We start from the raw sequence: 20,851 nt of genomic DNA on the forward strand, positions 1-20,851 counted from the left end.
AGCTGACCAAAATTTGAATTAAATCAGTAGAAAATTCCAAGATGCAAAAAATAACCACGCTTATGATAAGTATGATTCTGAGCCTATTGTTGGCTTGTGGAACCAATCCTGGAGAAACAGGAGAGGCTTCCAATTCTGAACTTGAGGCAGAAAAAAAGGAGGTCTTTTCCTCCAAAACTCAACTTGCGACTTTTGCCGGAGGTTGTTTTTGGTGTGTTGAAGCCCCTTTTGAGGATCTGGATGGAGTAATTTCAGTAGTTTCGGGATACTCCGGAGGAAAAGAAAAGGACCCGACTTATGCAGAGGTTTCTTCTGGGAAAACATCCCATCGAGAATCGGTTCAGATCACATTTGACCCGGAAGTGATCTCCTACTCTGAATTGGTGGATATTTTCTGGCAAACTTTTGACCCAACAGATGTTGGCGGGTCATTTTTTGATCGAGGACCCCAATACGAATCTGCGATTTTCTTTCATGATGCCGAGCAAAAAAAGGTAGCCGAAGCATCAAAAGCACTCCTGGATCAATCCGGGAAATTCACCAAACCCATCGCGACACCTGTGATCAAGTTTACCAACTTCTATCCTGCTGAAGAGTATCATCAAGATTACTCCAAGAAAAACTCCTCAGAATACATGGCTTACAAAATCGGCAGTGGACGTCAGGAATGCATCCTGACCAATTGGCCGGTCATCAGTGAAGGTACCTACCCTGCCAAGTCCAAGACGGAGTTAAAAAAGCAACTCACTCCGCTCCAATATGAGGTCACCATGGAAGATGCCACTGAATTTGCCTTTCAAAATGAATACAATGGCAACAAGGAATCTGGGATCTATGTTTGCATCGTGTCTGGCGCACCGCTATTCAGTTCTAAAGACAAATACGAATCCGGCTCTGGTTGGCCAAGCTTTACCAAGCCGATCGATGCACGGGCTTTGGAAAAACCCATTGATAAAACAGACGGAATGAATCGTGTGGAAATTAGAAGCAAATATGGAAAAAGTCACGTAGGGCATTCCTTTTACGATGGACCCGCTCCGACAAACCTCCGATATTGTATGAATTCAGCCGCGATGAAATTCATACCAAAAGCCGAGATGGATGCAGCAGGCTATGGTGAATATGTCTGGCTAGTGGATTGAAGTGATAATTAGAGGTTGTCAATTGACAGCCTCTTTTTTTTATCCATTTTGAAAAACCCGGGATAATCAGAAGTTTGAAAGTGAAACCTAAACTTAAAAATCAGACCCCTTCAATTTTTTTCTCAATGCTGATTTTTGAATTATCCTCTGATTATCTTTAATCAAACATATTCTTGAATTATGAAAAAATTTATCTGGGTCTCCAGTTTGATTCTTGTATTGGTATTGGGAATCTTTTTTTGGTGGAAATTTTATTTTGTATTTGGTGAGGGTGTAAAGGCCGGAAGTCTCAATTATTTTGTCAAAAAAGGAGTGATCTTCAAAACCTATGAAGGCCGAATGGTCCAAGAGGGATTTCAAAGTCCAACTTCAGGAGCCTTGCAAAGCAATGAATTCCGATTTAGTGTGACAGATCCTGAAGTAGCTGCCATATTGGAGCGCAATTCGGGCAAACACCTCGAACTGCGCTACCAGGAATTTAACGGCATGCTCCCATGGAGAGGCACCAGTGAGTTTGTGGTTACGCAAGTGATCAACGCCTCTGAATCAGCAGAAACAGACGGTGGAACACTACCTGTGGACCGCTGATCAGGGCTTCGTCCAGTAATCCACCACAGTGACTTTGTCCAGACTGGAGCCAATTACATTACCAAATGCTTTGTGTGCCGGATGAGGAAGGTAGGCATCCCGATCGGAATCTGAGTGAAAAGTCAGGGTAAAGGCATGGGTCAGCCCTTGGTTCAATCCTTCAGGGCTTGAATTGGTACCCCATTCAAACCCCTTGATTTCGGAGATTTGGGACGGAAGGGCTTTGAAGGCATCTATGACCTTTTGGACATCTTCCGGTGAGGTGGTTTCTTTGAATCCAAAAAGAACAACGTGGCGGAGTACTGAATCTGGCATAGCTTCTTCGATGGTGGTAGGTGGGGTTTCTGTTAATGTTTCTTCGGTAATTTCTTCTGTCTTTGGTTCACTGCAAGACCAGAAAAGCAAGAAAGGAATGAGATAGATTAGCTTTTTCATGTGTTTAAATTTTCCCTTAAACTATAAAGAATTCGACTTTAATTTTCCAAATTTTGATTTTCGGTTACCAATTTTAAAAATTCCCCACACTTCAATTACAAATGAAAATAGCCTGCTATAGCACCAAATCCTACGATCGGGAGAGTTTTAACCGGTTTTTGCCTGACTCCGGCCACACCTTCAGTTTTTTCGAAGCCAAGTTAGATTTGCATACTGTTTCCCTTGCTGAAGGTCATGAGGTGATATGTTCTTTTGTCAATGACCATGTAGATGAGGCTATTATTAAAAAGTTGGAGCGGCTGGGCATTAAATTGATCGCACTTCGCTGTGCAGGTTATAATCAAATTAACCTAAAAGCAGCTGCGGAACATGGTATCAAAATCGTGCGCGTTCCTGCCTACAGCCCAGAAGCTGTGGCCGAGCATGCTTTCGCTTTGATTTTGACGCTGGCAAGAAAAACCCATAAAGCATATAATAGGGTTCGAGAAAACAACTTTTCGTTGGAAGGACTGACAGGTGTCAATATCCATGGCAAGACTATAGGGGTAATCGGAACAGGAGCAATTGGGCGGGCCTTTTGCCGGATAGCCAAGGGATTTGGCTGTAGCATTATAGCTTATGATGTTTTCGAAAATGAAGAAATGAAACAGATGGGGGTAAAATACCTTCCTTTGAATGAGGTACTATCCGGCAGTCATATCATTTCCCTTCATTGTCCGCTCACACCAGAAACACACCATCTAATCAATGTCCAGACGATTTCCCTCATGCAAAATGGTGTGGCTTTAATCAATACAAGCAGAGGAGCATTGATTGAAACAAAGGCAGTGATCAAAGCTTTAAAAACCGGAAAAATCGGCTTTTTGGGTATTGATGTGTATGAACAGGAAGAGAATATTTTCTTCAAGAATCTTTCAGAAGAAATCATGCAGGACGAGCAGATTGCCCGACTCATGACTTTTCCCAATGTGTTGGTCACGGGACATCAGGCATTTCTGACCAAAGAGGCTTTGGAACAAATTTCAAAAATCACACTTTCCAACATAACTGCATTCGAAAAAGGCGAAGCCTTGGTCAATGAAGTGAAAGCCTCCTAAAAACAAAAATCCCCGAAGGTAAACCTGCGGGGATTTGTTTGGCTAAGAGTTCCGATTAACGGACAACTTTCACGTTAACGGCATTGATGCCTTTCTTACCTTGTACCAGGTCATATTTCACCTTGTCGTTTTCACGGATTTCGTGAACCAGACCGCTGTGATGTACGAATACGTCTTCGCTGTTGTCTGCTGGTGTGATGAATCCAAAGCCTTTGGTAGTGTTAAAGAATTTTACTGTTCCTTCATTCATGATTTCTGAAATTTTGATTTGTTTTTACTCGGTTTTGATTTGTTTGTGTTGAATTTGTCTTTTTAACAATTGGCGGTTCGGGAGGAGTATCGGAGAAGTTTCCAAACTCGTCGACGTAAGCGATCATATTGTCGAGGCTTCCATCTTTAGGCTGGGCTTTACGCTCCAGCTTTTTTTCGAGTTTTTCCTTTTGTTTCCGTTTCCTCAATTCTGCCTTTTGCTTTTTGATGAACGTGTTTTGATTTTTAGACATTAGCCAGATTTTAGTTTACAAAAGTGATGGCGTGGCCGACTTTGCCGGCTCGTCCAGTCCTGCCGATACGATGGATGTAAGCATCCATGGTCATCGGTAGCTGATAATTGATCACATGTGAAACATCAGCTACATCGATTCCTCTGGCAGCGACATCCGTAGCCACCAGCACCCGTATATTCCCTTTCTTGAAATCTTCGATCATTTTGTTTCGAAAATTCTGGGATTTATCTCCATGAATCTGGCCTGCAGAGATGCCGACTTGATTCAGTTTTTTTGCCAGCCTGTCGGCCAGTCTTTTTGTTTCGGTAAAGAGAATTACTTTCTCCATTTCCGGACTCTTTACAAGTCCTTCGAGGATATCAAACTTTTCTGCACCTTCCGGCACTTTGATCGTCTGCTGCTCTATATTTTCGTTGGTTCCGCCGGCATTCTCTACAATTACTTCAATTGGATTGTGTAGAAGTGTAGAAATCAATTGCTTTTGAGCAGGCTCAAGAGTTGCAGAGAAAAGAAGGGTCTGGTCACGTTTTCCGATCAGGTTCACCAGTTTCTTCACATCATTGACAAAGCCCATATCCAGCATCCGGTCAAATTCGTCGAGAACAAGGGTATTGACCTGATTCAGTTTCAGAAGTTTTCGATCGGAAAGATCCAGCAGTCTGCCTGGTGTGCCTACAATCACCTGAAGCTTTCGCTCCAGCTGCTTGTAATCAGAATTGATATTGGTTCCTCCGATAAACGTGGCAGAATACAAGTGCAATCCTGCAGTCAGACTTTTGAATTCATCTTCAATCTGCAGCGCAAGTTCGCGGGTGGGAGTCACCACCAAAGCAGTATAATTTCTGGGATCCTTCAGGGCATGCTCAATGATCGGAATCAGAAATGCAGCAGTTTTACCAGAACCTGTCTTGGAGATTGCCATCATGTCTCTTCCGTCAAGGAGAGGCAAAATGGATTGCTCCTGGATAGTTGTCAGGGTTTGGTAACCCTTGGCTAAAATGTTGGCTAAAAGCCTTTCATTGAGATTTAAACCTGTGAAGGTCTTTTCAGTCCTGAAACCGGCCTGTCCACTTGGCTTGGCTTTTTTCACAAAAAGCTTTGGGTCCAAGGTGGACTCTTTTTTCTTTTTTACTTGGCGTCTGTCCACATTGCCACCTCGCGGTGAATTAGAAGGCACCGTATTTTTTCTAGTATTATTCATGGTTGGGATAAATCAGGCTTTGACGCGAACCATTTCAGAATTGCCCAAAAACCGGAGCATTTCAAAATGTGATTTCAAAGCATCAAAAAATGTCTTTTTTGTATGATAAGGAATATTGTATTCAGCCGCTGTGGCTTTTACAATTGGGGCAATTTTCCGATAGTGCACGTGACAGATATCGGGAAACAAGTGATGCTCTACCTGATGATTCAATCCTCCGATCATCCAGGCAAATACCCGACTCCCTTCAGAATAATTAGAAGTAGTAACCAACTGGTGAAGCATACGCTCACCTTCTACAATTCCATGCTCATCTGCCTCTGGAAAATCCACATTAGGCATGATGTGAGCAGTTTGAAATACAAGAGAAATACTCAATCCTGTAATAAAATGAAGCACTAAATAGGCTAGCAAGATCTCTCCTACTCCAAATGGAGAAAATGCAATTGGGAGACCTAGGATGAAAGCAAAATAAACCAATTTCCAAGCAATGATCTTCAGAATTGAGTTTCTGTAGACATTTTTGCCTTTCATCAGGCCCATTCTGTAATATCTTGTCAAGCGAACAAAGTCCTTGGAGGTCACCCACGAAACGGTAGACAAACCATAGAAGAACCAGGTGTACCAATGCTGAAAAGGATGAAGGGCGTTTTTGGGCGCATTTGGAGAAAATCTCAAGAAAAACGGCGCATTGATATCATCGTCTCCCTCAGATATGTTCGTGTATGAGTGATGAAGAACATTGTGCTGGATTTTCCAAACTGTTGCATTGGCACCCACCATATTAAGTGTGTAGCCAAGTAGCTTGTTCACTGTGGGATTTTTGGAAAAAGACCCATGAATGGCGTCATGCATCACACCCATACCTATTCCAGCCATGCCCAAGCCACTGAGAATATAGCAGGCGAATAACTGCCAAGTTTGATTCGCAACTCCAGTTGAAATTAAGATAATTGGAGTGAAATAGAGAGTCACCATGACACATGTCTTGATGATCATTTCTCTGTTCGCGAACTTTGATTTTTGGGTGGATTTGAAGTAGTTGTTAACCCTGCTTTTGAGAGTTATTGAGAAATCAGAAAGTTCTGACTCCGAAAATCGAATGGTCTTAATAGTAGAGTGATTTAAGTAAAAGGAAATCTTTGGGTTCTCGAAAGGATTGTAAACTGCAAATTCTGATTCGGTAAATGGACAAGCCATTTGTTGAATCAAAAAAGTAGAAGATGAAGAATTAAAACCCTTTGTTGGAGAACTCTTGATTTGCTACTTAAGCAGGTATTTAACCGTTGCAAACTTGTTGTCAAGTGTCGAAAACGTTTCTTCGACTCCACAAAGGTGAGGAAATGGATTCGGTTTTCCAAATTACCCAAGAAAATAGATTTTAACGGCACCGTCCATATCATCAATTCCACTTCCAATTCACAATCCCATTGAAATGAATCATTTCGACCTTATTGTAAATTTGATTAGGGTTTAGCTTTTCGGGGTTTAATGGTTCCTTGCTCACTAAAATCAAATGAAAATCCAGGTTCTTGATTTTTTTGGGTTGGTATTTTATCCCGAGGTTTACTTGCCGATACCTTGGAAAATTGTACTTGTTTGCAGCTGCATCCTTGGTGTCCGAAAGCCAATGAAACCCTAGATGACCATAAATTGAAAGTGGTATTTTTTCCATCCGATATTCACCATATCCCACGAAAGCATCCACTTTCTCATATCCTTCATTTCTTTCTCTGGGGACAAATGTATACCAAGCATCCTTTCCCCACTCTCTCGGACTCAGCCATCGCCCACTTCCTCCAACATGGCTGTAATTCAGATGTGTGACCCACCTGGAATTCCTCCAGCCAATCCGTCCGGAAAGCGAATAGTTACGATCTTCAGGTTCTTTGTACTTTAGTTCGGGGTTTTCATTTCCGCCTGTTCCAATTCCCTGCTGATAACCAGTTTGAATTCCGACCGTCAGAATACCGGATTCTATTTTTTTGTTTTTCTCAAAAGCAACCCAAAAAGTAGAGAAGAGATTTTGGGCAAACGTATTGGAGAAATGGATTTTGGAGTCCTTTCCCATTTTCCGATCTACTTCCCAAATTGCCACCCAATCACTGGAGGTATTGCCAAAATACTGAGCTGGTTTGCCCGAAACTGTTCTTCCAGTTGGATAAATCCCAACTGTTTCTCCAACTGAAAGCCACTCACTACTGCCTCGGACACTCATCCTCTCGATGCCCCACACGGAGAATTTCCAAAGGTCATTTGGCGCATACCATACATGGATGCCTTCGATAGCCGTTGGAGAAAGCCTACCATCTTGCGAGTTGACCCAATCGGAATTGATGCCCATCCGACCGATTTTTATACCAAAGTTTTGCTTGGAATATTCCAGAGAAAGGGTCTCCAACTTTCCAAAAAACCGATCTTTTGTTTCCAAAAGATCAAAAAGCCCTGTTTCATATCGATTTCCCTGTCCTGTTGTCGGATCAGGTTCCCAGATCTCAGAACTTACGACATTGGCAAATGTTCTATATCCAACCTGGAGCTTCCAGTTTTCCCGATAGCTAAAATTTGCACCTAGGTTCATGGTCATCCCAAGTGCATAATCTTCCTTGAAATCCTGCCCGGGATAATTGGTATTCATCCAGAAAGTCCGAAAGTGTAGATCTGGATTGACAATAAATTTCCTCTTTTCCTCTTGGGCTATTCCTGTTTTAAGGATTCCCAAAAGGAAAATTACAGTGGCAAATCGCTTCATCAGTTGGATTTTGCTTTCGCTTCTTTGATTGGGTTAAAAGGCCCGAATTTGTGCTGCTCCTCTGTGAATCCGTCAGCAAATGGACCAAAAGGGTGATCTATTGGTTTTTTGGAAATATCCGGCCAATCTTGGGCAAGGTCTTTAACCGGTCTATCCAAACTGTTGACATAAGCGGCTACATCCCAAGCTTCTGCATCAGTAAGAATGGGATTTTCAAAAGTGGCCCCCAAGGGCATATTTGCTCTTACATATCCTGCAAATCTGGAAAGTCTAAAAAGTCCTGCTCCGATATTATAGCTGTTTTTCCCCCACAACGGAGGATAGATATAGCCTGATCCGTCGGGTTTTGGCATTCCTTGACCTTCAGAAGTGTGGCAACTTTGGCAATATTTTTCATACACCAATTTTCCCTTTGCAGGATCTGCTGCACGGTCGAGAAGTGGAACTTCATAGATCCCTGAACCTTTGGGTATTTGTCCCTTTGGAACATCTTTTCCCACCCAACTGATGTAAGCCACCATGGCAATCATTTCCTTGGAATCACGCTCCAAAGGTTGACCGTTGAGACTTCGCTCAAAGCAATCGTTGATGCGTTTTTGGACATCTTCTTCAGTTCCTGACCTTGCACGCATTTTAGGATAGGTAGAAAAAACCGCTCCATAGTTATTTCCTAAAGGTGCTGTTCCGGCCTGCAAATGGCAGTTTTGGCAATTCATTCCATTGGAAATAGATTTAACCTTGCCATTTGGCCCCAAGAATTCAGCGGTATTGGCTACCAATTCTTTTCCGTATTTGATTTCTGCTGCATTGGGTTCAGCCTCAACAGTAGCCCAATCCGGTGCATGCCACATTCCGGAGGGATCATCAAGCGATTTAATTACCGGAACCGCAGCAACAAGAGCAGAAGTGGATTCGTCCGTATCCTCCAAAGGTGGAAGTTGGACACCGCTTATTGACAGAAAAATCACCAATCCAATTACACAGACTAGGACTGTAACCAGGCCCAACAAGGCAACAAGAAGTGTAATCAATTTGGCTAAGGGACGCATCATTTGACTCTGAATCGCATGTTAAGGTACAAAAATCCGAATTTTCAGAAGGGAAAATCGGTGACTTGGGTCACAGGAAGAAAAACAGTCTTGTTGAAATCCTTAATTCAATTCAGAAAAAAAGATCTAAATCAAATACAATACAAGGAATGGGGAAAATCAAACTAAAGGGACAACCTTAGTTTTTGATAAAAAAACCAGCTTCTTCCCTACTTTTCCCTCCACCAAGTATCCGGATTCTTTTTTGAAAAGGCTCAGCATCACGGTATCACCCTCGACACATTCAGCCAGGTAATTGATGAGTAATCCTTTCGGCGGGATTCCATTGTCGTAAAGTAAATTCTCCACCCAGCGGATATAGCTGGTATTATTTACATGATTGTAAAGATCAAGGTCTGAAAGCCGGACTTTAATTTCCTCAGTTGCCAACAGGTCCCCCGAAAGGGAGATTTTTTTGGGTTGCCAGTCTGGTTTCAAGGTTGGGTCAAAAAGCTCCGAAGGCAAAATATGCTCTGGTCTTTGAATCCGCTTGGTTTCAGTATTTACCAAAAGCCAAGAGGCCATAGCTCTCGTCAAAACCCGCTCATTTTGATCCCAAACCATAAATTCTCGAAAAGCAAAAAGTTTATCAGCTCCTCTTCCGGCTGTAAAAAGGGTGATTTGTTCGCCCCATTTCGGAAAATCAAAAACCTTGATATCCAATCGGGATAATGCCCACATCAACTGAGATTCTAAAAGGTTTCTTCCAAAATCTGCCGAATCTGCATGCCTCCAGGCAATCTCCTGAAGAAAATCTGCCAATGAACTCAGGCTGATATTCCCATCAGGATGAACCTGAAAAGATCCGACTTCAAACGTTTTGGTGAATTGAAAACCTTCAGGTAAACTCATGCGGTTGCTTTCTTTGGAAACTTAGGTGGAATCAAAAATACCGTTTTCTTAAAACTAGAAAGGAGCAAAATACCCATTCCACACAAAGCCACCAGTGCGAAGGAAATCTTTAAGTCAAACAACTCCGCAACAAATCCGATCAGCGGAGGACCAAGCAAAAATCCAAAAAACGAAATGGTTGACACCAAAGCCAAGGCAACACTCGGTGAGTATAACTTAGACCGGCCTGCGATGCCATAGGAAAGTGGAATGATCGACGCAACTCCCAACCCAACCAGGAGAAAACCCAAGGTCGCCGCCCAAAGCGTCGGAATTAATACGGATAACATCAAGCCAACGAAAATAAGAAATCCACTGATCTGAATGACGGCCACTTTGGTATAGCGGGCAGCAAGTTTATCGGTAAAAAACCTCCCGGAAGCCATTGCACCCATAAAAGCCACATAGCCCAAGGCAACAAATTCCGGTTCAGCCAAAATTACCTTTTTGAAATAAACCCCACTCCAGTCAAACATGCATCCTTCACTCATCATACCTAAAAATGCAATCATGCTAACCCTAAGGAGCAGGCCATCAGGACGCTTCAAGACTAGTCCGCTACCTCCGGAGGATTTTACTTCTTTGACAATCAGCCCCTGGGAAAGCGCAATTATCAAAATTGAAATCAGGGTCACCACTCCGAAATGCTGTGCAGGAGTAAGGTCCAGCCAAATCAATGCAGCACCCAGCCCGGCACCGGTAAACCCGGCAAGGCTCCAAAGTCCATGAAAAGATCCTAAAATGCTTTTTCCCATCTGATCTTCCAGATTAAGTCCCTGGGTATTTAATGAGATATTCATCACGTTGCCCAGCATTCCATAACACACCAAAACGGGCAACAATGTCCAGGTAGAGGGGCTCAATCCGATCAGGGGCAAAGTCAACGCATAAGCCACTCCTCCGGTAAGTATCACCACTCGGCTGCCAAACTTATGAACCGCCCAGCCGGCAAGCGGAAGTCCAATCACTGAACCGATTGGCAAAAAGAGAAGCAAAGTCCCCAATTGGCCTTCAGAAAGACCGAATTTGGTTTGAATATCGGGAATCCGGGAAGCCCAGGTGGAAAAACATAGACCGACGAAAAAAAACATCGCTCCTACAGCCACGCGGCGTTTGGAAAGGTAATTCATGAAGTTGGGTAGGTTGAAAGGCTCGCAAATTTAGGAATAATGGGATGGATTTGGGAAAAGTTTCGAAAAAGCGAGAAACTATTGCTCGCCGGGCCTAGTTTTACCAAAAAGAGACACTTATGGAATTTGTCATTGTCGGAGGGATTTTGGTGACAATCATTTTGCTGATTCGGTTTATCGTCAAAAAGGTTTTTAACTAAAAAAGCCACCCTTTCTCAAAGGTGGCTTTTGCAATTTTGCCTAAGTTAATTCGGCAGCTTGTCGGCAAACTTACCGTAAACCCATGTCCCTGCCAATGCCGAGATCAAAGTCACCAAAACCACACTATACCCACTTCCGATCTGGGCAAACAAGGGTCCCGGACATGCACCGGTGATTGCCCAACCCAAACCAAATATGAATCCTCCGATCACTTGGCCTTTTTTGAATACTTTGTCCTGAATAAGGATGGTCTCCCCGTGGATGGTTTTGATATTCAATCGCTTGATTAATTGGATTGAAATAATGCCGGTCACCACAGCTGATCCGATCACTCCATACATGTGGAACGATTGGAGGCGGAACATTTCCTGGATTCTAAACCAAGAGATTATCTCTGCTTTTACAAACACAATCCCGAATAAAGTCCCTAAAATCAGGTACTTCAGCAATTCCAAACCTTTGTCATGCTCTGATCTGAGATTGGGTGCTGCGCAATTCTCATCCCGGTCAATTACTATGTTCTTTTCTGCTACTTTCATTTTTTTGTCAATAATTAGAATCCAACCATTTTCATCAAAGGCTCCATCAAAACAAGTGTCATCAGGAATCCACCAATCATAAAGAAGATGGTGGCAACTAAAGATGGCCACTGGAGGTTACTGATGCCCATGATCGCATGTCCAGAAGTACAGCCACCGGCATATCTTGTCCCAAATCCAACCAAGAATCCTCCAACCACAAAGAACAACAGTCCTTTGGCTGTAAATAGATTGCTCCATGAGAAAATATCCGAAGGCATCAAATCACTGAAATCAGTAATTCCCAAGGCTGCCAAGTCTGCTTGAGTTGCTTCTGAAATGACGATTGATTCCGGATTTGCCAGGAAAGTCACTGCCAAGAATCCTCCAATCCCCACACCTAAAACAAAGAGGAGGTTCCACATTTCATTTTTCCAATTGTAGGTGAAAAACGGGATTCCTGCCGGTACACAGGCCGCACAGATGTGGCGAAGCGAGGATGAAATTCCAAAGGTCTTATTTCCAAGAATTAGGAGCGCCGGAACCGTCAATCCAATCATCGGCCCGGCTATATACCAAGGCCAGGGTTGAGAAATCCATTCAATAAACTGATTCATATTTGATCTTAATTTTTCGTTTTGTTGGAATTCAGGATAGAATAATAAAGCTTTTCAATTCAGTTTATCTTCCTGAATAAGTGGGGCAAATTTGTCTCCTTAATTTATTGTTTCACTGTGACTTTGATCACAACGGAAGGACTACTAGTAAAAATGGCAAACCCGAAGGCCTGCCATTTTGAATTAAGCAACTTTTCTCGCGTTTAATCAGAGCAAGGTTGTGGGGCACACGTAATCGGTCACCTTGATTTTCTCTGATTCTTTGATCGCCTTGAACCCGCCGGCTATATCGATCAAATTGTCGTAACCTCTTGCTCTGAGTACAGAATTGAATACCATGGATCTGTATCCTCCTGCACAGTGCACGTAATAGGTTTTGTTTTTATCAACTTTCAACATGCTGTCATTGATGTAATCCAGCGGAGCATTTTCAGCGTCTACCACATGCTCCGACAGATATTCAGAATTCTTTCTTACATCCAGAATGTGGATATCAGGATCGCCTTCTTTGATTTTTGCCAATTCGTCAGCAGAGATTGATGTAATCGAGTCCACTTCATGTTTTGGTGAATTTTTCCAGGAAGCAAACCCGCCCTTCAGATAGCCGATGCAATAATCATATCCAACTCGGGCAAGTCTGGTCACTACCTCCTCTTCGCGGCCTTCCTCCGCCACTACCAGGATTTCGTGCTTGAGGTCGGGTATCATCGCTCCTACCCATACAGCAAAACTTCCGTCGATTCCGATATTGATGGAGTTGGGGATAAATCCTTTGGCGAAAACCTCTGGAGCACGGGTATCGAGAATCAAGGCCCCGGTCTCATTGGCTGCGGCTTCAAATTCATCGGGAGTCAAAGGATGGACGCCTCTTTTCAATACCTCATCAATGCTGTCGTATCCCTGTATGTTCATCATCACATTCTGTGGGAAGTAGGCGGGTGGTGGAGTCAAACCGTTCAAAACTTCCTTGATAAAGGCTTCTTTGGTCATCGGCTGAAGCGCATAATTGGTCTTCTTCTGATTGCCCAATGTATCTGAAGTTTCTTTGCTCATGTTTTTGCCGCAGGCAGAACCAGCCCCATGCGCAGGATACACGATCAGATCATCTGAAAGAGGCAGAAGTTTATTTCTCAAAGAATCATACAAATGACCTGCAAGTTTTTCCTGAGTCAGGTCTGCTATTACTTTTTGTGCGAGGTCCGGACGTCCCACATCACCAATAAACAAGGTGTCGCCTGTGAAGATTGCTTCGGCCTTTCCTTCTTCGTTGAAAAGTAAATAGCAGGCAGATTCCATTGTGTGACCGGGAGTGTGAATCAACTTGATTTTGGCTTTTCCCAGGGTAAATTCATGATTGTCCTCTGCAATGATTGCATCAAATCCAAGCTTCATTCCTGTCGGACCGTAGACAATCTTTGCACCGGTTTTTGCAGCCAGATCTTGGTGTCCGGACACGAAGTCAGCGTGAAAGTGTGTTTCAAAAACATACTTGATTTTCGCGTTTCTGCGTTCGGCTTTTTCGATGTAGGGCTGAACTTCTCTCAGTGGGTCGATCACAGCTGCTTCGCCATCTGACTCTATGTAATAAGCTCCCTGAGCAAGGCATCCGGTATAGATTTGTTCGATTTTCATATGGTTTAATCTTTTGAATTTCTGTTAAAACTTTGTCAAAATTATCTTTCAGGAACCTGTTTCAAAATGACTTTAGTCACAGAGAGGTCAGGCATTTGCAAGAAGATTTGAATTCAGAATCTGAACCAGTTGATGTGCAGGAACTACGCCGGACTGCCTCCAGAGGGTTTTTCCTTTGTGGAAAAGGATCAATGTTGGCACTCCTCTCACCTGAAACTTACTGGCAGCAAGCGGATTTCGGTCAATGTCTACTTTCACGATTTTCACCTTGTCTCCCAATTGACGGGAGGCATCTTCCAATACCGGCTGCATCATTTTACAAGGACCGCACCAGGTAGCAAAGAAATCCACCAAAACCGGTGTTTCTCCATCTATCAGTTCTTGAAATGTTTTTGTTTTGGCACTCATTGGTCTTCCTTTTTAATTACTCTACAAAAGTAGACTCACTTGCCGGAATCTACAGTAATTTTTGTCACAGGAGATTTTGGTACTATAATGCTCAGGAGTTTTAAAAAGTGCTAAAAAACCCGGACTTGGAGTAAAATTTTATATTTTCGCCCCGACTAATTTATCGTTTTAATGCTCAATTATAAGCAGATCAATAATTTCACCGGCTGGGTAATTTTTGCCGTTGCGACCTTGGTATACATTCTCACAGTGGAGCAAACCGCCAGTTTTTGGGATCCGGGGGAATTCATCGCCGTGTCCTACAAACTCCAAGTACCCCATCCTCCGGGAGCGCCATTCATGCTGTTGGTCTATAAGATGTTCGGTTTTTTGGCATTTGGAGATGGGTTGCAGGTGGCTTATTGGATGAACGTAGGCAGTGCCTTGTTTGCCAGTTTCACAATCCTGTTCCTGTTTTGGTCCATTACACTTTTTGGAAAAAGAATCTTCGCCATCGAAGAAGGTCAGGAGTCCAAAGGTCAGATTATTGCCCTAATGGGTTCTGGAATCGTCGGTTCATTGATCTATGCATTCTCAGACAGCTTTTGGTTTTCAGCCGTCGAAGCTGAAGTCTATGCCATGTCATCGTTCTTCACCGCCATTGTGATTTGGGCTTTTCTGAAGTGGGAAGTAATCAAAGATCCCAAGGAAGAAAACCGCTGGATGATTTTTATCGCCTATTTGGTTGGGCTTTCGATCGGTGTTCACTTGCTCAATTTGGTGACTTTGCCGGCTTTGGCATTGGTTTATTATTTCAAAAAATATTCAAATCCTTCCCTCAAAGGTGCTTTTTATGCTATGTTCCTGGGTGGTGTTGCTTTGATCATCATCAATAACCTGATCATTCCAGGACTTCCAAGCATTGCCGGTTCGATGGAGATTTTCTTTGTCAACAGCATGGGTTTACCGTTTGGTGCTGGAATCATCGTGTTCCTACTCCTGTTTTTAGGAGCTTTGATTTATGGCATCAGGTATTCCATGAACCGGGAAAAACCATTGCTCAATACCATCTTGCTCTCTCTTACATTTATCCTGATCGGCTATGGTAGCTATGCCTTGATCATCATTCGGGCCAATCAGGATCCCGTCATCAATGAAAACGGCCCTGCGGATATTGTGAGCTATGTTTCCTACCTGAAGCGGGAACAATATGGATATCGTCCTTTGCTACATGGACAGTACTATACGGCACAGCTGGTGTCCCAGGAAGAAGGTGCTCCGGTCTATATGAAGGGCAAGGACAAGTACGAGATCGTGGATTACGAGCTGAAAAACACTTATGATCCCACAAAAACCACTATTCTACCAAGGATTTATTCCACTCAGGAAAATCATAAGCGGATCTATCGCTCCAAGTTGGGACTAAAGGAAGGTCAGGAACCGACTTTCGGAGATAACATTTATTTCATGCTCAGCCACCAGCTCGGACACATGTACTGGAGGTATTTCATGTGGAATTTTTCCGGCAGGGAAAGTGACTTTACCGATGCTCCTTGGATAGGCTTGACAGATGCCTTCGGCGACAAATACCCGGATTATATCAAAGAGAATAAAGGGCACAATAATTACCTGATGCTTCCTTTGATCTTGGGATTGATCGGGATTTTCTTCCAGGCAAAGAAAGATCCAAAGTATTTCTATGTCAATCTGATGCTCTTCCTGATGATGGGAGTGGTGCTTGTGCTTTATTTGAACTCTCCTCCGGTTGAGCCTAGGGAGAGGGATTATATCTACGTAGGTAGTTTCTATGCTTTTGCAATTTGGGCTGGATTGGGAGTTCTTGCGATTGCACATGGTTTGGGTAAAATCACCAAGAATCTGAGCACCGGAGCGATCATTGCCACCTTGATTACCCTGCCTGTCGCAGCCTTGATGGGAACTCAAAACTGGAACGATCACAACAGAAAAGGCCGCTACTTCTCGGTGGATTCTGCCAGAAACTTCTTGGCATCCTGCGCTCCGAATGCCATTCTTTTCACCGGAGGTGACAATGACACCTTCCCGCTTTGGTATGTGCAGGAGGTGGAAAATTTCAGAACTGATGTAAGAGTAATCGTTTTGAGCTACTTCGATACGGACTGGTATGTGGAACAAATGACCAGACCGGTCAATGAATCAGCTGCACTACCTTTCTCATTGACAGAAGAGCGCTACCAGAAGGGAACCAATGACGTGCTGTATGTAGCGGAGCAAGAAAACCTGAATGCAATCTCAGCCAATGAATACCTGAAGTTGATCAACTCAGGTTCGGACCTGCTGAAGATGAAGACCGGCGGAAAAAGTGTCGTAAATATGGTTCCGTCCCGCAATCTAATACTGGAAGTGGATAGCAGTTTTGTCAACAACCCAGAGATCGTACCACCCCAATTCAAAGATCTTTTTGCTCCGCAAATGAACCTTCAGATCAAGGGGCAATATGTCACCAAGGGCACCCTGATGCTGATCGATCTAATCGTGAGCAACAATTGGGAAAGACCGATCTACTTCAACAATACCTCACTGTCTTCTATAGGAATAAATATTGAGGAACATGTGGTGATGGAAGGTATGACTTACCGCCTGTTGCCGATCCGCAAACCGGATCATGTGCGTGATGAATTGGTCAACACGGACATTGCCTACCAGAATTACATGGAAAAATTCGCGTTCCGCGGCATGGACGATCCGAATGCCTATCTGGATGAAGAATATCGCAGATTCGCATCCAATCACAGAAGTTCGCTCAATACCATTGCCATGGCACTTTTGGATGAAAACAAAATGGAGCAGGCAGCTACCTTGCTGAATTACGGACTGAAAACCATGCCAAACGAGGCTATCCCTTATGACCTGAGCAGTGGTCAGTCAGTTCCTCTATTCTTTGAAGTTGGCGAAGACGAAAAAGCGCTCGATATCATCGAGAAAATCTCTAAGAGATCGCTGGATATGATCGAATTTTATCAGAAAGAGGACCGTGGATATGATCGGGACATGATGATTTCGATCGAAATGGTGAAATATTTCATCCCGCTTTTGGAAGAAAGAGGCTACCAGGAGGAGGCACAAAGCCTCAAGCTAAGATTGGAATCACTGATAGGACAGGAAAGTCAATCTCCGGGAGTTTTACAGAGACAAGATTAATCAACAAAAAAAGTCAGGAAATCCTGACTTTTTTTGTTGAAATTCAAGGAAATAGATCTTTCGCAAACTATGAATAAGCTATTTCCATTCCTCTTCATTCTCCTGTTGTTTTGCTGCCAAGAAAAGGTGCCTGAAGGTAATATCCGTTCAGTCCTGGAGGAACAATTGATCAACTCCCACTCTAAAGCTGAATGGTTTGTCCCGATAAATAACGCCGTAAAAGGCCTAAGCGTAGAACAGGCAAACTGGAAGGACTCCACTGAGAATCACTCGATCGCCCAACTTACTTCTCACCTTCTTTTTTGGAATCGGAGACTCTTGAATTCTTTTCAGGGAAATAAAGAGGAAGAATATAAAGGAAAAAATACCGAGACTTTTTCCCAATTGGACAGTACAACATGGGCGAAAACTGTAGAGGAATTAGACCTTGTCATGAAAACCTGGGAATCCGAAGTTACAAAGGCAAGCGATGAGCAATTAAAGGAATGGACAACTTCCATTGCCAACATTTCCTCACACAATGCCTACCATACGGGTCAAATTTTGTATATCCGAAAAATGAAGGGATGGTGGGATGCTTCTCAGGGAGTTCAATAACCCATTATTTCTTCCAAAGGATATAAAATAGGTCTAACCCCTTTTTTGGATCCTCCACCAAAGGAAAATCCTCATGGGTGATCTCCACCACAGAATTTCCCTGTTGCTTATGCAGCTTGTTTCGGTTCATCCGGTTTAGAATCTCATAGGGCATTCTCAATACCGAAGCAGGAAGTTTGTATTGAAGGTCAAAAATATCGAAGCGCATGATTTTCTGAACTGACTTTCTATTTGCCTCATGATAGGCCCAGACTTTCTCATTTCCGCCGATTCCTTTTGCCTCTACTTTGTCAAAAATCTTAGAAGCCAGATCGATCAATTCCTTAGGTTTGTATTCCCGTTCGTGCCATGGATTGCGAGAGAGGGTATGTGTATTGTTAGGTGTAGAAATAATGGCTTTACCACCCGGCTTCAACATCCGGTAGATTTCCTGAAGAAAAAGCCGGTCGTTCGGAATATGCTCAATCACTTGAAAGCTCACAATCGTATCAAATGAATTGTCCCCAAAACCTACAAATGGGGGAATGACAGCCTGTCGAAAATCCACACCCGGATACTTTGATTTCAGCATGGATATCACCTCGCCAATTTTATCCAGGCCAATATAACTGCTCGCCAATGGAAGCAATTCTTCTACCCCACGGCCTTCTCCACAGCCGACTTCCAACAAATCACCTGAAACCCAGGGCTTGGCAGCAATGTAGGCTTTGAGCAGTCGCTGATGGATTGGATTGTCGCTGATCAACTTGTCAGAAGCGATCTCCGTTGTATAGGTAGCCATTCGAAATTTTAGTATTTTGGCAAAAGTAAGTCTAATTTTTAAAACCCGAGATTAAGACCCAATGAATCGATTCCTTATCCCATACTTCTTTTTTTTGTTGTCAGTCCTCAGTATCCCTAATTTTTCTTTTGCCCAAAAAACACTCTCATCCACCGATCAAGCGCTCAGGTATTCTCTTTATTCCCGTTTGGGACTCAAAATCATCCCTGTAAAAACCGGGGAAGGCAGCTTTAAAGTCCAGTTTGTCGTTGAGAAAATCGAAGAAAATCCGGCATTTACCAATTTCAGTTTCAGCTTTTCGATTCTCAATTCTTACGATCAGGAAATTCTACCGGAAATTACCACGCTCCTTACCCAAAACGACCTAAAAGCTGATACCGAGCGGCACTGGATTTTTGAAAAATCTTTGGAAATACCTGCGACTCAAGAAACAGCCATTGCCTTTCTGACCGTATTGGACACCCGTCAAGGAGATGAATATGTTTACCATATTGACCTGAAAAGTTCTTTTGTTGCGGGCCACCCGGATTTTGGAGCCTACTATGCCAACGAAGTTCCTTTTGACCAAGCCTATCTGAACAAAGAGGAATCCCTGATGTTCAAAACGGTCAAATCTCCTTCGATCCATGCATTTTTCTACCCTATGGTATTTGATGTGCCTTTTCCTCCAATGGAAACACGTCCTGCAGATATCCCCAAAGAGCTTCAGGTAATCAATGAAGGCGACTTTTTACCCAATTTGCCAAAACAACTCAATGATGAAGGATACTATTTTTTCCAAACCGACACTTCCGCTTCTACCGGACTTTTACTGAAAACAACCCATGAATCGTTCCCAAAAGTCAAAGATTGGGAGGAAATGGTACAGATGGTGACTTATATCTCCACCCGAAAAGAACACGAAGCCTTGCTTTTGGCGGAGGACAAGAAAAAAGCCCTCGATGAATATTGGATTACCCTTACCCGTAATCCGGAGATCGCTAAGGAATTGATCCGGAACTATTTCCGCATGGTGGAATTTGCCAACATTCTTTTCACTGACTTCAAAGAAGGCTGGAAAACAGACCGCGGAATGGTCTATATGGTGATGGGACCTCCCCGTGAAGTTAATTTTTACCTGGACAGAGAAGTCTGGTCTTATGCAGGCATGGACGAGAGCTCAAAAATTAGGTTTACCTTTGCCCGGGCTAAAACATTACTCAGCCCACATTTCTACACCCTGAATCGATCTCGGGCTTATCAGCCGATTTGGTTCAAAAACATTTCCCAATGGAGAAGCGGAAAGATGGCTTTCTGATCGAAAAAGCAGCCACTGACAAAGATTTTATATTCGGTACCCGAGCCGTGATGGAGTCCATCAACGCCGGCAAAGACATCGATAAAGTGCTCGTTCAAAAGGAGCTGAACAATGACTTGATCAAGGAATTGCTTCAACTATGCCGGGAAGTAAAAATCCCTGTGGTCCGAGTGCCGGATGGCAAACTGAACCGGATCACCCGAAAAAATCATCAGGGTGTAATCGCCCAGATGTCTTCCATCGAGTATGCATCCTTGGACAATGTGATCGACAATTGTTTTGCAATTGGCAAAGCGCCCCTGATTTTGGTGTTGGATCACATCACTGACGTGAGAAACTTCGGCGCAATCGCCCGAACTGCAGAATGTGCAGGAGTGGATGCAATCGTCATCCCGGAAAAAGGAAGTGCACAGATCAATTCAGATGCCATCAAAACCTCCGTTGGAGCCTTAAACTTCCTACCCGTAGCTCGAGTCAGAAACCTATTTTATGCGTGTCGTGACATGCAAAAGATGGGATTGACGCTGGTCGCGATCACCGAAAAAACAGAGAAGGTCATGTATGACGCAGATTTTTCGTCTCCGGTTGCGTTAGTAATGGGATCAGAGGAGGATGGTATTTCTCAGGAAATTATGGGAATCGTCGATGACCGGGTAAAAATTCCCATGGCAGGAAATATCGAAAGTTTAAATGTGTCCGTGTCAGCGGGAGTGGCGATCTACGAAGCCATCAGACAGCGGAAAAAATGATCAAATTTCAATTACCAATGATCAATTCTCAAGCTTGGAGTAAAGGGCTCTGAAAATTGATC

21 protein-coding genes are annotated in these 20,851 nt (G+C 43.4%); 7 read left to right on the forward strand and 14 right to left on the reverse strand.

Annotation, left to right across the window (positions count from 1 at the left end; genetic code table 11):
* Window positions 1–41: 41 nt before the first annotated feature.
* Both msrA and B0E43_RS07825 read left to right on the forward strand, forming a co-directional pair.
* Window positions 42–1,142 (forward strand): peptide-methionine (S)-S-oxide reductase MsrA, encoded by a 1,101-nt coding sequence (msrA, locus tag B0E43_RS07820; protein ID WP_077348392.1) that lies wholly within the window; start codon window positions 42–44, stop codon window positions 1,140–1,142.
* A gap of 180 nt (window positions 1,143–1,322) precedes the next feature.
* Window positions 1,323–1,730: a hypothetical protein gene (locus B0E43_RS07825; RefSeq protein ID WP_077348394.1), complete on the forward strand. Its 408-nt coding sequence runs from the start codon at window positions 1,323–1,325 to the stop codon at window positions 1,728–1,730.
* Here B0E43_RS07825 and B0E43_RS07830 read toward each other — a convergent pair whose 3' ends face one another.
* Complete coding sequence (locus tag B0E43_RS07830) at window positions 1,731–2,165, reverse strand: Dabb family protein (protein ID WP_077348396.1); 435 nt, start codon at window positions 2,163–2,165, stop codon at window positions 1,731–1,733.
* A 101-nt stretch (window positions 2,166–2,266) separates the two neighbouring features.
* Here B0E43_RS07830 and B0E43_RS07835 point away from each other — a divergent pair, with 101 nt between their 5' ends.
* Window positions 2,267–3,262, forward strand: coding sequence for a 2-hydroxyacid dehydrogenase (locus B0E43_RS07835; protein WP_077348398.1), 996 nt, complete (start codon window positions 2,267–2,269; stop codon window positions 3,260–3,262).
* 55 nt (window positions 3,263–3,317) lie between these two features.
* Here B0E43_RS07835 and B0E43_RS07840 read toward each other — a convergent pair whose 3' ends face one another.
* The 12 genes from B0E43_RS07840 to trxA form a co-directional block, all read right to left on the reverse strand.
* A complete protein-coding gene (locus B0E43_RS07840; protein WP_077348399.1) occupies window positions 3,318–3,512 on the reverse strand; it encodes a cold-shock protein in 195 nt (64 codons plus the stop codon).
* Window positions 3,505–3,765: a cold-shock protein gene (locus B0E43_RS07845; protein ID WP_077348400.1), complete on the reverse strand. Its 261-nt coding sequence runs from the start codon at window positions 3,763–3,765 to the stop codon at window positions 3,505–3,507. Before B0E43_RS07845 ends, B0E43_RS07840 begins: the two co-directional genes overlap by 8 nt.
* A gap of 10 nt (window positions 3,766–3,775) precedes the next feature.
* Entirely contained in the window at window positions 3,776–4,969 is a 1,194-nt protein-coding gene (locus B0E43_RS07850) for a DEAD/DEAH box helicase (protein WP_077348401.1), read from the reverse strand.
* Window positions 4,970–4,981: 12 nt separating this feature from the next.
* Window positions 4,982–5,968: an acyl-CoA desaturase gene (locus tag B0E43_RS07855; protein WP_254423384.1), complete on the reverse strand. Its 987-nt coding sequence runs from the start codon at window positions 5,966–5,968 to the stop codon at window positions 4,982–4,984.
* 403 nt (window positions 5,969–6,371) lie between these two features.
* Window positions 6,372–7,721: a hypothetical protein gene (locus B0E43_RS07860; protein ID WP_077348403.1), complete on the reverse strand. Its 1,350-nt coding sequence runs from the start codon at window positions 7,719–7,721 to the stop codon at window positions 6,372–6,374.
* Entirely contained in the window at window positions 7,721–8,773 is a 1,053-nt protein-coding gene (locus B0E43_RS07865; RefSeq protein WP_077348404.1) for a c-type cytochrome, read from the reverse strand. Before B0E43_RS07865 ends, B0E43_RS07860 begins: the two co-directional genes overlap by 1 nt.
* A gap of 156 nt (window positions 8,774–8,929) precedes the next feature.
* The gene (locus tag B0E43_RS07870) at window positions 8,930–9,661 is read right to left on the reverse strand and encodes an acyl-[acyl-carrier-protein] thioesterase (RefSeq protein ID WP_077348405.1); all 732 of its coding nucleotides are present in this window, start codon (window positions 9,659–9,661) and stop codon (window positions 8,930–8,932) included.
* Window positions 9,658–10,830, reverse strand: a complete 1,173-nt coding sequence (locus B0E43_RS07875; RefSeq protein WP_077348406.1) for an MFS transporter — start codon at window positions 10,828–10,830, stop codon at window positions 9,658–9,660. Before B0E43_RS07875 ends, B0E43_RS07870 begins: the two co-directional genes overlap by 4 nt.
* Window positions 10,831–11,075: 245 nt before the next feature.
* Window positions 11,076–11,570 carry a YeeE/YedE family protein gene (locus B0E43_RS07880; RefSeq protein ID WP_077348407.1) on the reverse strand — a complete coding sequence of 165 codons (495 nt, stop codon included), beginning with the start codon at window positions 11,568–11,570 and terminating at the stop codon, window positions 11,076–11,078.
* A gap of 14 nt (window positions 11,571–11,584) precedes the next feature.
* Window positions 11,585–12,166 carry a YeeE/YedE family protein gene (locus tag B0E43_RS07885; protein WP_077348408.1) on the reverse strand — a complete coding sequence of 194 codons (582 nt, stop codon included), beginning with the start codon at window positions 12,164–12,166 and terminating at the stop codon, window positions 11,585–11,587.
* A gap of 207 nt (window positions 12,167–12,373) precedes the next feature.
* Complete coding sequence (locus B0E43_RS07890) at window positions 12,374–13,798, reverse strand: rhodanese-like domain-containing protein (protein ID WP_077348409.1); 1,425 nt, start codon at window positions 13,796–13,798, stop codon at window positions 12,374–12,376.
* An 87-nt stretch (window positions 13,799–13,885) separates the two neighbouring features.
* Window positions 13,886–14,206 (reverse strand): thioredoxin, encoded by a 321-nt coding sequence (gene trxA / locus B0E43_RS07895; protein ID WP_077348410.1) that lies wholly within the window; start codon window positions 14,204–14,206, stop codon window positions 13,886–13,888.
* A 171-nt stretch (window positions 14,207–14,377) separates the two neighbouring features.
* On the opposite strand from trxA, the gene B0E43_RS07900 reads away from it, so the two are divergent.
* Window positions 14,378–17,365, forward strand: a complete 2,988-nt coding sequence (locus tag B0E43_RS07900; protein ID WP_077348411.1) for a DUF2723 domain-containing protein — start codon at window positions 14,378–14,380, stop codon at window positions 17,363–17,365.
* A 69-nt stretch (window positions 17,366–17,434) separates the two neighbouring features.
* On the forward strand, window positions 17,435–17,962 hold the full coding sequence (locus B0E43_RS07905) for a DinB family protein (RefSeq protein ID WP_077348412.1): 528 nt from the start codon (window positions 17,435–17,437) through the stop codon (window positions 17,960–17,962).
* A 4-nt stretch (window positions 17,963–17,966) separates the two neighbouring features.
* Here B0E43_RS07905 and B0E43_RS07910 read toward each other — a convergent pair whose 3' ends face one another.
* The gene (locus B0E43_RS07910) at window positions 17,967–18,743 is read right to left on the reverse strand and encodes a bifunctional 2-polyprenyl-6-hydroxyphenol methylase/3-demethylubiquinol 3-O-methyltransferase UbiG (RefSeq protein WP_077348413.1); all 777 of its coding nucleotides are present in this window, start codon (window positions 18,741–18,743) and stop codon (window positions 17,967–17,969) included.
* Window positions 18,744–18,804: 61 nt separating this feature from the next.
* On the opposite strand from B0E43_RS07910, the gene B0E43_RS07915 reads away from it, so the two are divergent.
* Entirely contained in the window at window positions 18,805–20,040 is a 1,236-nt protein-coding gene (locus B0E43_RS07915; protein WP_077348414.1) for a GWxTD domain-containing protein, read from the forward strand.
* Window positions 20,013–20,789, forward strand: coding sequence for a 23S rRNA (guanosine(2251)-2'-O)-methyltransferase RlmB (rlmB, locus tag B0E43_RS07920; protein WP_077348415.1), 777 nt, complete (start codon window positions 20,013–20,015; stop codon window positions 20,787–20,789). The genes B0E43_RS07915 and rlmB overlap by 28 nt, the downstream gene beginning before the upstream one ends.
* The last annotated feature ends 62 nt before the right edge of the window (window positions 20,790–20,851 follow it).

This window comes from Algoriphagus sp. A40, from assembly GCF_002002735.1.
In the GTDB taxonomy this organism is placed as follows: Bacteria; Bacteroidota; Bacteroidia; order Cytophagales; family Cyclobacteriaceae; genus Algoriphagus.

What these genes read in the sequence shown, in the direction of transcription:
- msrA (WP_077348392.1), top strand. Translation starts at nt 42, where the DNA reads ATGCAAAAAATAACCACGCTTATGATAAGTATGATTCTGAGCCTATTG.
- B0E43_RS07825 (WP_077348394.1), top strand. Translation starts at nt 1,323, where the DNA reads ATGAAAAAATTTATCTGGGTCTCCAGTTTGATTCTTGTATTGGTATTG.
- B0E43_RS07830 (WP_077348396.1), bottom strand. Translation starts at nt 2,165, where the DNA reads ATGAAAAAGCTAATCTATCTCATTCCTTTCTTGCTTTTCTGGTCTTGC.
- B0E43_RS07835 (WP_077348398.1), top strand. Translation starts at nt 2,267, where the DNA reads ATGAAAATAGCCTGCTATAGCACCAAATCCTACGATCGGGAGAGTTTT.
- B0E43_RS07840 (WP_077348399.1), bottom strand. Translation starts at nt 3,512, where the DNA reads ATGAATGAAGGAACAGTAAAATTCTTTAACACTACCAAAGGCTTTGGA.
- B0E43_RS07845 (WP_077348400.1), bottom strand. Translation starts at nt 3,765, where the DNA reads ATGTCTAAAAATCAAAACACGTTCATCAAAAAGCAAAAGGCAGAATTG.
- B0E43_RS07850 (WP_077348401.1), bottom strand. Translation starts at nt 4,969, where the DNA reads ATGAATAATACTAGAAAAAATACGGTGCCTTCTAATTCACCGCGAGGT.
- B0E43_RS07855 (WP_254423384.1), bottom strand. Translation starts at nt 5,968, where the DNA reads ATGATCATCAAGACATGTGTCATGGTGACTCTCTATTTCACTCCAATT.
- B0E43_RS07860 (WP_077348403.1), bottom strand. Translation starts at nt 7,721, where the DNA reads ATGAAGCGATTTGCCACTGTAATTTTCCTTTTGGGAATCCTTAAAACA.
- B0E43_RS07865 (WP_077348404.1), bottom strand. Translation starts at nt 8,773, where the DNA reads ATGATGCGTCCCTTAGCCAAATTGATTACACTTCTTGTTGCCTTGTTG.
- B0E43_RS07870 (WP_077348405.1), bottom strand. Translation starts at nt 9,661, where the DNA reads ATGAGTTTACCTGAAGGTTTTCAATTCACCAAAACGTTTGAAGTCGGA.
- B0E43_RS07875 (WP_077348406.1), bottom strand. Translation starts at nt 10,830, where the DNA reads ATGAATTACCTTTCCAAACGCCGCGTGGCTGTAGGAGCGATGTTTTTT.
- B0E43_RS07880 (WP_077348407.1), bottom strand. Translation starts at nt 11,570, where the DNA reads ATGAAAGTAGCAGAAAAGAACATAGTAATTGACCGGGATGAGAATTGC.
- B0E43_RS07885 (WP_077348408.1), bottom strand. Translation starts at nt 12,166, where the DNA reads ATGAATCAGTTTATTGAATGGATTTCTCAACCCTGGCCTTGGTATATA.
- B0E43_RS07890 (WP_077348409.1), bottom strand. Translation starts at nt 13,798, where the DNA reads ATGAAAATCGAACAAATCTATACCGGATGCCTTGCTCAGGGAGCTTAT.
- trxA (WP_077348410.1), bottom strand. Translation starts at nt 14,206, where the DNA reads ATGAGTGCCAAAACAAAAACATTTCAAGAACTGATAGATGGAGAAACA.
- B0E43_RS07900 (WP_077348411.1), top strand. Translation starts at nt 14,378, where the DNA reads ATGCTCAATTATAAGCAGATCAATAATTTCACCGGCTGGGTAATTTTT.
- B0E43_RS07905 (WP_077348412.1), top strand. Translation starts at nt 17,435, where the DNA reads ATGAATAAGCTATTTCCATTCCTCTTCATTCTCCTGTTGTTTTGCTGC.
- B0E43_RS07910 (WP_077348413.1), bottom strand. Translation starts at nt 18,743, where the DNA reads ATGGCTACCTATACAACGGAGATCGCTTCTGACAAGTTGATCAGCGAC.
- B0E43_RS07915 (WP_077348414.1), top strand. Translation starts at nt 18,805, where the DNA reads ATGAATCGATTCCTTATCCCATACTTCTTTTTTTTGTTGTCAGTCCTC.
- rlmB (WP_077348415.1), top strand. Translation starts at nt 20,013, where the DNA reads ATGGAGAAGCGGAAAGATGGCTTTCTGATCGAAAAAGCAGCCACTGAC.